This is a genomic window from Streptomyces sp. NPDC002785 (assembly GCF_040295565.1).
Classification (GTDB): domain Bacteria; phylum Actinomycetota; class Actinomycetes; order Streptomycetales; family Streptomycetaceae; genus Streptomyces.
On the sequence record NZ_JBEOVN010000186.1, the window covers coordinates 1 to 14,054 of the forward strand.

General features: G+C 70.5%; 14 protein-coding genes. 9 read left to right on the forward strand and 5 right to left on the reverse strand.

Annotated elements, in window-relative coordinates; all coding sequences use genetic code 11:
- Positions 1–281: 281 nt before the first annotated feature.
- Positions 282–752 carry a hypothetical protein gene (locus tag ABTZ94_RS30265; protein ID WP_351205428.1) on the forward strand — a complete coding sequence of 157 codons (471 nt, stop codon included), beginning with the start codon at positions 282–284 and terminating at the stop codon, positions 750–752.
- Between the two features lie 34 nt (positions 753–786).
- On the opposite strand, the gene msrB is transcribed toward ABTZ94_RS30265, so the two are convergent.
- The 4 genes from msrB to ABTZ94_RS30285 form a co-directional block, all read right to left on the reverse strand.
- On the reverse strand, positions 787–1,194 hold the full coding sequence (gene msrB, locus ABTZ94_RS30270; RefSeq protein WP_114247299.1) for a peptide-methionine (R)-S-oxide reductase MsrB: 408 nt from the start codon (positions 1,192–1,194) through the stop codon (positions 787–789).
- Positions 1,195–1,203: 9 nt separating this feature from the next.
- Positions 1,204–2,598: a UDP-N-acetylmuramate--L-alanine ligase gene (murC, locus tag ABTZ94_RS30275; protein ID WP_351205430.1), complete on the reverse strand. Its 1,395-nt coding sequence runs from the start codon at positions 2,596–2,598 to the stop codon at positions 1,204–1,206.
- Between the two features lie 41 nt (positions 2,599–2,639).
- Positions 2,640–3,092 (reverse strand): indole-3-glycerol phosphate synthase, encoded by a 453-nt coding sequence (locus tag ABTZ94_RS30280; RefSeq protein WP_351205452.1) that lies wholly within the window; start codon positions 3,090–3,092, stop codon positions 2,640–2,642.
- 149 nt (positions 3,093–3,241) lie between these two features.
- Positions 3,242–4,006, reverse strand: a complete 765-nt coding sequence (locus ABTZ94_RS30285) for a pyrimidine reductase family protein (protein ID WP_351205432.1) — start codon at positions 4,004–4,006, stop codon at positions 3,242–3,244.
- 72 nt (positions 4,007–4,078) lie between these two features.
- On the opposite strand from ABTZ94_RS30285, the gene zapE reads away from it, so the two are divergent.
- From zapE to ABTZ94_RS30305, 4 genes are all read left to right on the forward strand, one after another.
- Positions 4,079–5,170: a cell division protein ZapE gene (gene zapE / locus ABTZ94_RS30290; RefSeq protein WP_351205434.1), complete on the forward strand. Its 1,092-nt coding sequence runs from the start codon at positions 4,079–4,081 to the stop codon at positions 5,168–5,170.
- A 106-nt stretch (positions 5,171–5,276) separates the two neighbouring features.
- On the forward strand, positions 5,277–5,702 hold the full coding sequence (locus ABTZ94_RS30295; RefSeq protein ID WP_351205436.1) for an OsmC family protein: 426 nt from the start codon (positions 5,277–5,279) through the stop codon (positions 5,700–5,702).
- Between the two features lie 125 nt (positions 5,703–5,827).
- Positions 5,828–7,207 (forward strand): alkaline phosphatase PhoX, encoded by a 1,380-nt coding sequence (locus ABTZ94_RS30300; RefSeq protein WP_351205438.1) that lies wholly within the window; start codon positions 5,828–5,830, stop codon positions 7,205–7,207.
- A gap of 440 nt (positions 7,208–7,647) precedes the next feature.
- A complete protein-coding gene (locus tag ABTZ94_RS30305) occupies positions 7,648–8,385 on the forward strand; it encodes a polysaccharide deacetylase family protein (protein ID WP_351205440.1) in 738 nt (245 codons plus the stop codon).
- 130 nt (positions 8,386–8,515) lie between these two features.
- Here the strand turns inward: ABTZ94_RS30305 and ABTZ94_RS30310 are convergent, their stop codons facing one another.
- Positions 8,516–9,193 carry an AIM24 family protein gene (locus ABTZ94_RS30310; protein ID WP_351205442.1) on the reverse strand — a complete coding sequence of 226 codons (678 nt, stop codon included), beginning with the start codon at positions 9,191–9,193 and terminating at the stop codon, positions 8,516–8,518.
- 72 nt (positions 9,194–9,265) lie between these two features.
- Here ABTZ94_RS30310 and ABTZ94_RS30315 point away from each other — a divergent pair, with 72 nt between their 5' ends.
- The 4 genes from ABTZ94_RS30315 to ABTZ94_RS30330 all read left to right on the forward strand — a co-directional run bounded on the left by ABTZ94_RS30315 (position 9,266) and on the right by ABTZ94_RS30330 (position 13,567).
- On the forward strand, positions 9,266–10,024 hold the full coding sequence (locus ABTZ94_RS30315; RefSeq protein ID WP_351205444.1) for a peptidyl-tRNA hydrolase: 759 nt from the start codon (positions 9,266–9,268) through the stop codon (positions 10,022–10,024).
- Positions 10,025–10,324: 300 nt separating this feature from the next.
- The gene (locus tag ABTZ94_RS30320) at positions 10,325–11,632 is read left to right on the forward strand and encodes an MbnB/TglH/ChrH family RiPP precursor modification enzyme (RefSeq protein WP_351205446.1); all 1,308 of its coding nucleotides are present in this window, start codon (positions 10,325–10,327) and stop codon (positions 11,630–11,632) included.
- 5 nt (positions 11,633–11,637) lie between these two features.
- Positions 11,638–12,672 carry a TIGR04222 domain-containing membrane protein gene (locus tag ABTZ94_RS30325; protein WP_351205448.1) on the forward strand — a complete coding sequence of 345 codons (1,035 nt, stop codon included), beginning with the start codon at positions 11,638–11,640 and terminating at the stop codon, positions 12,670–12,672.
- A 97-nt stretch (positions 12,673–12,769) separates the two neighbouring features.
- On the forward strand, positions 12,770–13,567 hold the full coding sequence (locus ABTZ94_RS30330) for a TIGR04222 domain-containing membrane protein (protein WP_351205450.1): 798 nt from the start codon (positions 12,770–12,772) through the stop codon (positions 13,565–13,567).
- Positions 13,568–14,054: the final 487 nt, after the last annotated feature.

The window sequence follows — 14,054 nt, forward strand, 5'->3', positions numbered from 1 at the left end:
ACAACGGGCACCTCGGCAACTGCATCGGCCATCAGAACGACACGAGCATGCCTGCTGACCATGCCGCCGCACCGCGAAACTCCAAGATCCCCGACAGAGTCAAGCTGAGGCACACCCAGGCGCACTGAAGGGTGGCGGTGAAGTTGCGGCCCGTCCTGCGCTTCCGGACCCGGCCGGACATACGTCACGGCCTCCTCTGAGCGACCGGTACCGTAGAACGTACAATCTCGTGGGCCTCCTGACGGGCTGCGTGAACCGCCAGAGGAACAGATGAGGAAGCCATGACGACGAACCGCGGACGCAAGGACGTCATCCGGGACCGGATGGCCGCGACCGGCGAGTCGTACAACGTCGCCGCCCGCAATCTGAAGGCGATGAAGGACATGGGCGCCACGCGTGAGGCCGTCCTCACCCAGCGCTGGCGTCCCGCCGACTCGCTCGACGTTCCGTGCCCCTGTGGCGGTACGTGCGAGCCCGGCGAGAAATGCGAGCGCTGCCACGCGCTGCACCGTCATGTGGCGCGCTACCCCGGCAGTGTCACGGACGTGGAGGCCTGGGCGGACCGTTACGACTGCATGGGCTGCGCGCGCTCGTACATCCTGACCGTGGTGCTGCCCGGTCGGCCGTGGGGCGTCGCCGAGACGGTCGTCCAGGGCGGGTCGGCGGAGGCGGTCGTGCGGGCCCGGGTCTTCCCGGGAGTCGCCCACCCGCTGCTGCGGCCGGAGAACCCCGAGGACGAGGGCGAGGGCTGACGCCCGGCGTCAGCCCTCGCTCAGGTCGTGGCCGTCAGCCCTCGTCGGGCGTCAGCCGCAGCGAGATCGAGTTGATGCAGTACCGCTGGTCCGTCGGGGTCGGGTAGCCCTCGCCCTCGAAGACATGGCCGAGGTGCGATCCGCACCGGGCGCAGCGGACCTCGGTGCGGACCATGCCGTGGCTGCGGTCCTGGATCAGTTCGACCGCGTCCGTGTCCTTCGGGTCGTAGAAGGACGGCCAGCCGCAGTGCGACTCGAATTTGGTGTCGGAGCGGAACAGTTCCGCGTCACAGGCGCGGCAGGAGTAGACGCCCGTGGTCTTGGTGTCGGTGTACTCGCCGACGAAGGCGGGTTCGGTGCCGGCCTGACGCAGGACCGCGTACTCGGCGGGGGTCAGCTCCGCCCGCCACTGCTCGTCCGGCTTCTCGATGTCGTACGACACGTCGCTCCCTCAGCTCGACAGGTGGTCCAGGATCTGCGGGCCGAGGTCCGTGACGTCGCCCGCCCCCATGGTGAGAACGAGGTCGCCGGGCTTCGCCATTCCCGCGATGACCTCGGGGACCGCCGCCTTGTCGTGGACCGCGGTGACATCGGCGCCCGCGGACGTCGCGGCATCGGTGATCAGGTCGCTGGTGATGCCGGGGATCGGGTCCTCGCGGGCCGGGTAGATGTCCAGGACCACGGAGGCGTCGGCCAGCGCGAGTGCCTGGCCCATCTCGGTGCCGAGCTCCTGGGTGCGGGAGAAGAGGTGGGGCTGGAAGACGACCAGGAGGCGGGCGTCGGATGCGGCGCCGCGCATCGCTTCGAGGTCCGCGGTCATCTCGGTGGGGTGGTGTGCGTACGAGTCGATGACCTGCACCCCTGCCGCCTCGCCCTTGAGCTGGAGGCGGCGCTTGACCCCGGTGTACTTGCCGAGGGCCGAGGCCAGATTGTGGGCCGGGATGCCGAGGGCGACACCGGCGGCGAGGGCCGCGACCGCGTTGTGGGCGTAGTGGCGGCCGGGCACGGAGACCGTGAACGTGAGGTACTTCCCGTTCAGGATGACCGTGACCTCGCTGGTCAGACCGCGCGGGGTGACCTTGTGGACGCGTACGTCGGCGGTCTCGGACTCGCCGTAGGTGACGACCTTCACCGAGGACAGGGCGCGCACCCGCTTGGTCAGCTCGACGGCGCCGGGCTGGTCGGCGGCGATCACCAGGGTGCCGTCGGGGACGATCTTGCCGGCGAACGTCTCGAAGGATTCGTAGATCTCGTCCATCGAGGCGTAGTTCGCGTGATGGTCCAGTTCGACGTTGAGGACGATCGCGACCTCGGGGTCGTACTTCTGGAAGCTGCGGTCGCTCTCGTCCGCCTCGGCGACGAAGATCTGGCCCTCGCCGTGCGCGGCGTTGGTGCCGGGGCCCGCGAGGTCGCCGCCGATGGCGTACGAGGGGTCGAGGTTCAGTTCGGACAGGGCGACGGCCAGCATCGACGTGGTGGTCGTCTTGCCGTGCGTACCGGCCACCGCGATCGCGCGCGCGCCGCCCATCAGGGAGGCGAGCGCGTCGGAGCGGTGCACGACGGGGATCGACAGCTCGGCGGCGCGCACCAGCTCCGGGTTGTCGGGGCGGATGGCGCTGGAGACGACCACGCACGAGGCGTCGTCCGCCAGATGTCCGGCGGCATGTCCGATGTGGACGGTCGCTCCCAGCGCCCGCAGCGCCTCGGCCGTTCCCGACTCCTTGGCATCGCTGCCCGCGACCTTCGCACCGCGCTGGGTGAGGATCTTCGCGATGCCCGACATTCCGGCGCCGCCGATGCCGATGAAGTGCGGCCGTTCCATGGCGGCAGGAATACCGGATGCCATGCGTGTGTCTCCCCAGGAGTCGAAACGAGTACCCGCCCAGCCTATTCGCTGTGCGCGAAGAGCTTGAGCACCGGTACGCCGACCTTGTGCCGGGCCCTGGACGCCCAGTCCCGGTGGAAGAACTCTTCCACGTAGTGCGGCGCGGTCAGCACGATGACTTCATCAGCCTCCGCGTCGTCGACCACGGCCTTCAGCTTGTCCAGCGGGTGGTCCTCGATCACCTGTCCGACCGCTTCGGAGCCTGCCTGCCGCAGGGCCTCGAGTGACACTTCGAGCGCGAGTTCGGCGGACTGCCTGGCATTCTTGCCCTCCGGCTCCTCACCCTCCCGGGCGGCTTCCTTCAGTTCGCCCATCGCCAGGTCGTCGATGGCCCGCAACAGCACATCGGCCTGGTCACCGCGCGGCTGCATGAGCACGACGAAGGAGGTCCGCTCCTCCCCGTGCAGGGTGGTGACGAACTCGACGTCCTCGGAAGTAAGGGGCTTCTCGATCATCAAAACGCTGGTGAACACCACGGGCGCCCTTCTGCTTCAGTGACCGTCACCGGCCTCTGGTGAAACCGTCCTTCCCCGTGCTCGCACGGGGACTGCGAGAGTAATTGTGCCCACCGGAAGCTAACCGGAACGACAAATTCTGCCGATTGTCAGATCCGACGGTATCGGGTGAAGAGGAACCCGGCCTCTTCCAGCATCGATGTCAGGGCGAATCGTTCCGGCACGGCCACCGAGGGGCCACCGGCGATCCGCTGCGCGTCTCCGGCGGTCAGCATCGGCGAGAGCGTCAGACAGAGCTCGTCCAGCACCCCGGCGGCCACGAACTGGCCCAGCATCCTGGGTCCGCCCTCGGTCAGCAGCCGCTTGAGTCCACGGTCCGCCAGCTCCCGTACGGCCCTGGCGGGATCCACCCGGGAGCCCTCCCCCGCGATCACCACATCGGCGCCCGCCTTGCGCGCCGCCTCAATCCGGTCCGCAGGGGCTCCGGCGCCGGTCAGCACCAGGGTCGGGACGAGCGGCGAAGCGAAGAGCGGCAACGAGAAGTCCAGGTCCAGGCTGCCGCTCACCACGGCGATCGCCGGTGCGGGCCCCTGCCCGGCCGCGGCCCGGCGGGCAGCGAAGGCCTCGCGGGCCCTGGCGGGCCGGTAGCCCTCCAGCCGTACGGTCTCCGCCCCCGCCACGACCACATCGGCCAGCCCGCGCAGGGTGCCGAAGATCCGCATGTCGCTCTCGCAGGAGATCGGCTGCGAGCGCCCGTCGTGCTGGGCGGCGCCGTCGAGCGTCGAAACCATGTTGGCGCGCAGCCAGGGGCCGTCCTGCTCGGGGTACGCGTAGGCGTCGGCCAGCTGGTCCAGGCTCCACTCCCCTTGGTCATCAGCCGGTGTCAGGTCGGTCACAGGGAAGAGGCGTCGCATGTTCTGCAGTCTGGCACGGCGCTCAAGGCCGACCGGCAAACAGGGGTGGGCGAGGCCGTAAAGTTGAGAGCTGTGTCGTCCTCCACCGCCGTGCCGGGGCAGAGCCCCATAGCCGAAACGGCCCCGCTGTCCCTGTGTGCCCTTGAGCCGCACGTCCCCGCCGACCGCCTGGTCGCCGAGATGGTGCCGCCGCCGCGCTTCGACTCCGTACGCTTCGATACGTATGTCCCGGACCCCAACCAGCCGAGCCAGGTCGAGGCGGTCAGGGTCCTGAGCGGCTTCGCGGCCGGGCTCGGCGGGGCGCATGCCACCGGCTCCGGCAAGCGCAAGTGGTTCAGCAAGAAGCCGGCGGCGCCCGCGGCGCCCCTCGGGGTCTACCTCGACGGCGGCTACGGCGTCGGCAAGACGCACCTGCTGGCCTCCCTCTGGCACGCCACGCCCGCCGCGCCGTCGCTGAAGGCGTTCGGCACCTTCGTGGAGCTGACGAACCTGGTCGGTGCGCTGGGCTTCCAGCAGACGGTGCGGACGCTGAGCGGGCACCGGCTCCTGTGCATCGATGAATTCGAGCTGGACGACCCGGGTGACACGGTCCTGGTGTCATCGCTGCTCAGCCGGCTGGTCGAGGCCGGGGTCGCACTCGCCGCCACCTCCAACACACTGCCCGGCAAGCTCGGTGAGGGCCGGTTCGCCGCCGCCGACTTCCTGCGGGAGATCCAGGGGCTGTCCTCGCACTTCCGTCCGCTGCGGATCGACGGCGAGGACTACCGCCACCGCGGGCTGCCCGAGGCCCCCGCGCCGTACTCCGACGAGCAGGTCACCCGGGCCGCGTACGCCACCGAGGGCGCCAGCCTGGACGACTTCCCCTCGCTCCTCGACCATCTCGCCCGGGTCCATCCGAGCCGCTACGGCGCGCTGACGGACGGCCTGCGGGCGGTCTGCCTCACCGAGGTCCAGCCGGTACCGGACCAGTCGACCGCGCTGCGGCTCGTCGTCCTCGCCGACCGGCTGTACGACCGGGAGGTTCCGGTGCTCGCCTCCGGGGTCCCGTTCGACAAGCTGTTCAGCGAGGAGATGCTGAACGGCGGGTACCGGAAGAAGTACTTCCGGGCGATCTCCCGGCTGACGGCGCTGGCGCGCGACGCAAAGGGTCTGGTGGCGCAGTAGGTTCGGGGGCGTACCACCCGATGCAGGTTCGGGTGGTACGCCCGAGGTGCCCCCGGGCGCCTCGTATCTCCCGTATCACCGCGCACACCGTTTGAAGGGATCCAGCATGGCTACCACGCGTCAGGCGCACACGGTCTGGGAAGGCAACCTGATCGAGGGCAAGGGTGTCGTCACCTTCGACTCCTCCGGCATCGGCGACTTCGAGGTCTCCTGGCCGTCCCGCGCGGAGAAGGCGAACGGGAAGACCAGTCCCGAGGAGCTCATCGCAGGGGCACACTCCAGCTGCTTCTCGATGGCGCTGTCCCACGGCCTGACCACCGCCGGCACCCCGCCGACCCGGCTGAACACCCAGGCCGAGGTCACCTTCCAGCCCGGTACCGGCATCACCGGTATTCACCTCACCGTCCAGGGCGAGGTGCCGGGTCTCGACGAGTCGGGCTTCGTCAAGGCCGCCGAGGACGCCAAGGCGAACTGCCCGGTCAGCCAGGCGCTCACGGGCACGACGATCACGCTCACCGCGTCCCTGGTCTGACCCCACGGGGCTCTGTGGGGCCAGTGACGCGCACGAGGCTCGTGACCCGCATGGTTCCCGCGCGACGATACGCGTGGTACACACATGCGGGTCACATCTCCTGTCCGCCAGCAGGGAGTTGCCTCATGTCATCAGCATCAGCACGACAGCTCGCAACACGACGAAAGGTCCTGGCCGGCAGCGGCGCGGCCGTTGCCTCGATCGCCTTCGCCGGGGCGTTCTCCGAACTCTTCGCGGGTACCGCCGCCGCCCGGGGGCACAGCGGCTACGGCCCGCTCGTACCCGACCCGGACGGTCTGCTCGACCTCCCGAAGGGCTTCCGCTACCGGGTCCTGTCCCGGGAGGGCGACCCGCTCCGCTCCGGCGAGGGCCAGGTCCCCAGCAACCACGACGGCATGGCCGCCTTCGCCGGACGGCACGGCCATGTCCGTCTCGTACGCAACCACGAGAACCGGGTCACCGCGAAGATCGCGGTCCCGGCCGTCGAGGGCCTCACCTACGACCCGATGGGCAAGGGCGGCTGTACGGCCCTGGAGCTGGACCGCCGCAACAATGTCCTCGGCGAACGCGTCGCCATCGCCGGTACCGCGGTGAACTGCGCGGGCGGCCGCACCCCTTGGAACACCTGGCTGACCTGCGAGGAGACCGAGGACAAGGCCGGCACCAACGGCTACACCAAGGACCACGGCTTCATCTTCGAGGTGGACGGCGCCAATCCGCACCGCACCGGCGCCGTGCCGCTCACCGCGATGGGCCGCTTCCAGCACGAGGCGATCGCGATCGATCCGAAGAACGGGATCGTGTACGAGACGGAGGACGCGTTCGACAAGCCGTTCGGGCTCTTCTACCGCTTCCTGCCGAGGAAACCACTTGGCGGGACGGGCTCACTGCGGGCCGGCGGCCATCTGGAGGCCATGCGGGTGCCTGGCGTCCCCGACCTCTCAGCGGTCCAGGAGACCGGTGCGAGTTTCGAGGGCATCGAGTGGGTTCCCGTACCGGATCCGCAGGCGGCCGGGACCCCGATCCGGTTCCAGGACTTCGGCCCGAAGGGCATCACGCACGCGCAGAAGCTGGAGGGCTGCTACTGGGGTGGGTCCGCGATCTACTTCGTTTCCAGCTTCGCGCACCGCTCGCAGGGTTCGGCGGCCGACCACTACGGCCAGGTGTGGCGGTACGAGCCGAAGCGGCGCCGCCTCACGCTGGTGATCGTCTTCGGTCCCGGTACGGACGTCCAGCTGCCGGGCGATTCCCCCGACAACATCTGCCTGGCCTCCGACGGCGGGCTGATGGTGTGCGAGGACGGCGACGGCGCACAGCATGTGTTCGGCCTGACGCGGGGCGGCGAGGTGTACGCGATGGCTCGGGGCCGACAGAACATCGGGACGCCCGAGGAGCCCGCGTGGGGCGAGTTCGCCGGGGTCACGTTCTCTCCGGACTGCGGGACGATGTTCGTCAACTGCTATACGCCGGGGACGACGTTCGCGGTGACGGGGCCGTGGCGCTGATTCGTTGACGCGCAGGGGGCGGGCAGCTGTTGCCCGCCCCCTGCGCACTACGGCACCGATACCGGGCAGGTCGCTGCGCTCGCCCCGCCCGGGGAGGGCCCGCGCGACGGCTCCTCGGCTTCACCGCGGAGCATCTCCTCGACGACTGGTCGACGACGTACCTCGACAGCCGGACCGCGGTTCGACGGCCCGAGTGAATCCAAGACCGACTTCGATGCGAAGGAGCGCCACGGACGACCGATAATGCGATAACCCGATATTTTCCATGAGTGATCAACTCGGCACGCAAGCTTGCGTCTCTGACTGTTCTGGGTACGGCTCTCGGCTGCCTCGCCGCCTGCGGAGGCCCCGGGGGCTCCCCTGCCGACCGACCGCCGGACGCGGGGCGTACGCCCGTTGTCGGCCGTGCCCCTTCGCACACGCTCTCGAAACCGCCGCCCGTGAGCGCGACCCCCACCGCAAGGGATCAGCCGCCCACCTCGGCTCCGGCCCCCGGCGCGCTGACGCCGGTTTTCACACGCGGGGCGAAGACCGGCGAGAAGGTGGTGGCGCTGACCTTCGACGCCGACATGACGGCCGACGAGGGGCCGCGCGCGGCTTCGGGCGAGCACTTCGACAACCCCGAACTGATCGCGCTACTGCGCCGGTTGAAGGTACCCGCGACCGTGTTCATGACGGGGCGGTGGGCCGATGAGTACCCGGCGCAGGCCCGGTCCATCGGCGCCGATCCGCTCTTCGAGGTCGCCAACCACTCGTACAGCCACTACGCCTTCAAATCCCCCTGCTACGGACTGCCGACCGTGGCGAAGGGCGAGATGCGCGGCGATGTGGAGCGGGCCTTCGCCGCGTTCCGGAAGGCGGGTGTGCGCAATGTGGTGCCGTACTTCCGATTCCCCGGCGGCTGCTACGACAATGCGGCTCGACGCGCCCTCGCACCCGCGAAGGTGACGGCGGTGCAGTGGGACGTCGTCAGCGGCGATGCGTTCGCGACGGATGCGGACGCGGTGGCGCAGCAGGTGCTGGACGGGGCGAAGCCGGGCTCGGTGGTCGTCATGCACTGCACCCGCAGCGCGGCCCCGGTCACGGCCGAGGCGGTACGCCAGGTGGTCCCGGAGCTGCGCGAGCGCGGGTACCGCTTCGTGAAGGTCTCCGACCTGATGCGAACGCGCCCGTCCTAGTGCCTCCCGGCACTGGCCGGAGCACACCGCGCGCCGGGCCTCCTGCGCCCGCGGGTCCGGGGCAGGGCGCGCTGCCCGCGGGTGCGCCGCCCGCGCCCGAGGCCGCTCCGGCGGCCCACCCCGCTCAGGTTCAGTTGGCCGACGCCTTCTCGGGCTTGAGCTCACTGGGCCTTACGATCACGAAGCCCTCGCCGTCCAGCCGCAGTTGGACGGCCTCTCCGGACCCGCCGCGCATCATCGAGCCGAAGCTCTGCGAGCGGTGCAGCGACGTGGTCAGGTTGGCGCTCCAGCCGACCACCGCGTCCGTGTCGACGCACACCGGCTGCTGGGGCGTGACGGGTATCACGATGGGGTGGCCCTCACACGTGAGGCCGAGCTTGCCGTATCCGGTGAAAACGGTGTTGAAGAGGCCGCCACCGGTCATCCCGGCGCCCTTCACGGTCTTGATCTCGTAGGAGAGCGTGGCGTCGAAACAGAGCACGTTGCGGCCGTTGATGGTGAGGACGTCGCCCTGCTCCATGTCCACGATGAAGCAGTTGGCGGCCTCGTGCGCGAACCAGGCCTCGCCCTGGCCGCGGACCGCCATCAGCGGCAGCCCCTCGCCGGTGACGGCGCGCTTGAGCAGGCCGCCGAGACCCTGGCCCTTGCGCTCGAACTGCAGGTCACCTCGGAAGGCGATCATCGCTCCCTGGCGGGCGTGCATCTCGCCGTTGACGGCGTACTTGATGGATTTGGCGTTCTGCAGGGTCATCCCGGGGGCGGTTGCATGCTGCGCCATGTTCTCGCTGGAAAAGAGATCGCTCTTCATGCGGTGCATCCTCACCCGGAGCGATTCATTCCGCCAAGAAGCGATTCTCGGGCGGCTGGCAGACTGGGACGAGTGAGTGACAACGACACCCCCGTATCCCTGTCCGAATCCCCGGCCACGTCCTGCTCCCCGGCGGCGGACAGCCCGTTCAGGTCCGAGCGGACGCGCCGGGACGAGGCCCCGCAGTACGTGCTGCCGCTGGTCGTGCACATCGAGAAGACGGCTCCCCCGGCCCGTACCGACGCGCTGCGGACCGCCGCCCGCGCGGTGCTCGTGATGCTCTCCGACGACCGATCGGCCGGCGAGGGCGAGTGGGCGCGGGCGATGCGGGACTGGCAGGACGCCCGGATCCGCAAGGTGGTGCGGCGGGCACGCGGCGCGGAGTGGCGCAAGGCGTCCACGCTGCCCGGCATCACGGTCACGGGCGAGGACGCCGAGGTACGGGTCTTCCCGCCGGTGCCTCTGGACGGCTGGCCGAAGGAGCTGGCGAAGCTCCAGGTGTCGGGGACGGATCTGGACGACCCCGAGCCGCCGGCCGCGCCAGATCCCGCGGGTCCGGTGCTGTGGCTGAACCCGGAGCTGGACATGTCGGCGGGCAAGGCGATGGCGCAGGCCGGACACGGTGCGCAGCTCGCCTGGTGGGAGCTGTCGGAGACGGAGCGCAAGGCGTGGCGCGAGGCGGGCTTCCCGCTGTCGGTCGCCACTCCGGAGGCGGGCCGCTGGCAGGAACTCACGACGAGCGGCCTGCCGGTGGTGCGCGACGCCGGGTTCACCGAGATCGCTCCGGGGTCGTGCACGGTGGTCGCCGACCATCCCGCGCTGCGCGGCTGAGCGGGGGCGGGGCCGTTCCCCCGTGTCCGCAGGGCCCGTTGAACATCCCGCTGCGGTGATACGTACCTCCCGGCACTGCCGCACCGGCAGTATTCGACGCCGTCACGCCTCGGCCCGGGAGAGACCTTGTTGCGACGCATCAACGAAAACGGCCCTCATCCCACGCGGCCCTCCACGACACCGATGCCCTGACCACCCCGGACCGGGAACCTCAAATCAACCTCTGAACGTCCCCCTCTTCGGATTCACCACCACCCGCCAGGGCCATTAGCCCTGCACGGAGTGAAGGAGGGGGACGAGATGAAGCTGGGAATCGGCATCGGCTGGCGGCCGGAGATCGCGGACGCCGTCGAGGCACTGCCGGGGATCGACTGGGTGGAGGCGGTCGCGGAGAACATCTGCACCGACCATCTGCCCGATTCGCTGGTACGGCTCAGGGCACGCGGTGTCACCGTCGTCCCGCACGGCGTCTCGCTCGGCCTCGGCGGGGCCGAGCGTCCCGACGCGGGACGGCTCGCGGATCTCGCCGCCCGTGCCGAGCTGCTCGGCACGCCGCTGGTCACCGAGCACATCGCGTTCGTACGGGCCGGAGGGCCGCGCACCGCTTCGCCGGGGCTGGAAGCGGGCCATCTGCTGCCCGTACCGCGGACCTGGGACGCGCTCGACGTGCTGTGCGAGAACGTACGGATCGCGCAGGACTCGCTGCCGGTGCCGCTGGCACTGGAGAACATTGCGGCGCTGATCTCCTGGCCCGACGAGGAGCTGACCGAGGGGCAGTTCCTGGCGGAGCTGGTCGAGCGCACCGGCGTCCGGCTGCTGATCGATGTCGCCAATCTGCACACCAACCACGTCAACCGCGACGAGGATCCGGCCACCGCGCTCGACGAACTGCCGGTGGAGGCCATCGCGTACGTACATGTGGCGGGCGGCGTCGAGAAGGACGGCATCTGGCACGACACCCACACCCACCCGGTCACCGAGCCCGTGCTCGACGTCCTCGCCGAACTCCGCTCGCGATTCGACCCGCCCGGCGTCCTCCTGGAACGGGACGACGACTTCCCGCCGGCCGAGGAGCTGGCGGGCGAACTGATCACGATCCGCGCCACGCTGGACCGGGCCGCTGCCCTCGGCGCCGGTGCGTCGGGGCACGCCGGGAACCCCATGTCGCGACCTGCCCGGAGCCCCGGTCCGTCCCTGGACGCCGTGCGCGACCGGATCGCGGTCGCCCAGACCGCGCTGCTTTCCGCCCTCGTCGCGGGCACCTCCGCCCCTCAGGGCTTCGACCACCGTCGGCTCGGGATTCAGAGCCGTGCCCTGGCCGCCAAGCGGGCCGGGGTCGTCGCGAAGGTGGCACCCGAGCTGCCGGAGATTCTGGGCGCCGGCTACCGGGACGCCTTCCTCGCGTACGCCAGGACCCGTCCCATGTCCGCCGGTTACCGGCGCGACGCGCTGGACTTCGCCGAGGGGCTGCTGATCGCCGGCCGGCCCGCCGACGACGCGGCACGGCGCCGGCTGACCCACTGGTGGCAGGACCGGGCCGCCGCGCGCCCGCCGCGCCGCTCCACCCGGCTGGTACGAGCGGCCCGCGCGGCCCTGATCGGAAGGTGACCGGCATGAACACCCTCGCCGTGCTGATGGATCTCGGCATCGTGGTCTCGTCGGTCCTCCTGATCGTGGGGGTCACGCGTGCTCGGGGCGGGTCCGGCGGCTCCGTCCACGACCTCTTCGAAGTCGCTTTCCTGAACGGTGGCCCGGGCAGGGTGGTGGACACCGCGCTCACCGCGATGCAGACGGACGGACGGCTCGCCATCGGCGGTCCCGGCATCGTCGCCGTCCAGCAGGTGGACGCCCGTGACCCGGTGGAGCGCGCGGTGCTCCAAGAACACGCCATGGCGCCCACCGGCGCGCTGCACACCCTGCGCCATGCGGTGATGCGGCACCCCGCGGTGCAGGAGATCGGCGACGGGCTCGCGGCCCGCGGCCTGCTGACCGCGCCCGCCGCGAACCGGACGTGGGGTCGCTGGGGCGTCGCGCAGGGGCTGGTCTGCCTGCTCGCCATTCCGGTCTCCGTACCGATCATCTTCAAGGTCCTCCCGGCCCTGCTCGTCGGTATCCCGATCGGCTTCGTCTGCGCCGGTCTCGCCCGGGGACGGGTCACCAGGGCGGGGCGTCAGGCCGCCGAGGCGTACCGCACCGCCCATGCGTACAACCCGCACCCGGCTCATCTGGTGGCCACGCACGGACTGCGGGCCCTCCCCGATCCCGTACTGCGGGCGCAGCTGATGGCGACGGCCCGGATGCGCCCGGCCGGGCGGCCGCTGCTCTCGGGCTCACGGTCCTCCTCGTCCTCGGACTCCTCCGGCATGTTCGTCGCACCGGCGGTGTGGTGTGCCGGTACGGGCCCAGGCCGTGGCAGCTGCGGAAGCTCCCATGACGGGGGCAGCAGCAGCGGAGGTGGCGGTTGCAGCTCGGGGTCGAGCTGCGGTTCGGGGTCCAGTTGCAGCTCAGGGTCCGGCTGCGGCGGGTCGAGCGGCTCCAGCTGCTCCAGCAGCAGCGGCTCCAGCTGCTCCAGCAGCAGCGGCTCCAGCTGCTCCAGCAGCAGCGGTTCCAGCTGCGGTGGCGGGTCCAGTTGTGGCAGCAGTTCCTGAGTGGCTGCGGCGTCCCGGTCATCGGCCCACGCCGCCGAGCCGTCCGCATGATGAACAGGCCATGGTGTTCCACGCCCTTCTCGCATAGAAATCCACCATGCTCTGGGTTCTGCTTCTGCTGGTCGCATGCGGTGCGGCAGCAATCTCGTGCATCCGGCTCTGCATCGTCTCCACCCGCGCCGGGCTGCTGCCCGGCGCGTCGGCGGATGCCGTACGGAAGATGACGGACGGTCATGAACCGACCCTGTACGAGATCGCGTTCCTGGCCGGTGGCCCGCACCGGGTGGTCGATCTGGCACTGGTCACCATGCATCTACGGCGGCGTCTGCTGCTCGCCCACACCGGCTGGACGACGGTCGTCGACCCGGAGGGCCGGGACGAGATGGAGCGCACGGTGATCCGTGCCATCGGCCCGGAGGGCCAGTCCCCGATACCGTCGGTACGGACGGCCGCGGCTGCCGCCGACACCGTGCGCGCCCTCGCCGACCGGCTCGTCACCGCAGGCCTGGCCGTCCCCCCTGGCGCCGGGACCGACGTCGCCGCCGCGGTCCGCGCCGTGCGGGGCGCGGCTCTGCTGGTGGTCGCGATGGGCGCTGCGGCGCTGCTGATACCCGGTCAGGAGCAGGGCGTCGACGGCCCGGTGGTCTCACTGCTCGTCTGGTTCGGGCTGCCGCTCGCCCTGACCCTGGGCTGTCTGATCATCGCCCGGATGGAGGTCCATCCTTACAGCCCCTGGGCCTCACCCGCCGGGCAGCGACTGCTTGCCGCGAACGAGGTCCCGGTGGTGCAGGAGAAGGACCATGGCCTCCTGGCGGCGTTTGCCGTACGGGGTGTGCGCGCCGTGAACGATCCGGCGCTGCGGGCCGCGCTCGGGGTCCACCGCCCGTCCAGCTGATCACTACCCCGGCCATCCCCTCCCTGGCCCTCTCCGCCCCGACCGCGGCCCCGGCAAACCGGGCTCGACGGCCCCGGCGGCGAGACCCGTGGGAGCACAGTTCTCCATTTCCCGGTCCATGGTCGAGGCCGGCTCCACAGCAGAACGCGACTGATTCGATGACGGGAAGTCAGCTCCCGTCATCGATACCGCCGTTGACAAGCAGGGACAGCAGTGGCCGACGGGCCGACACCAGGACGGTCCGATCCGGCGGCTGTCGCAACTCCGCGCTGCCGCTGATGGCCCCGCAACGCAGCCGGTCCAGTCGGTTGCGACCTTCTCCCGCAGGTAACGCGTGTGCACCCCCCGCTGCAGGCTCGGCATCAGGGGAGGAAAGGATTGACGTGCTCCCTGGCCTAAAGGACTCCGTTGGGAAATCCGCAAAGCGGCGGTCTGTAGTGGTCGGGATGGCATGATCGTCTTGTCTGTGGGCGGGAGGGGTCGGGGT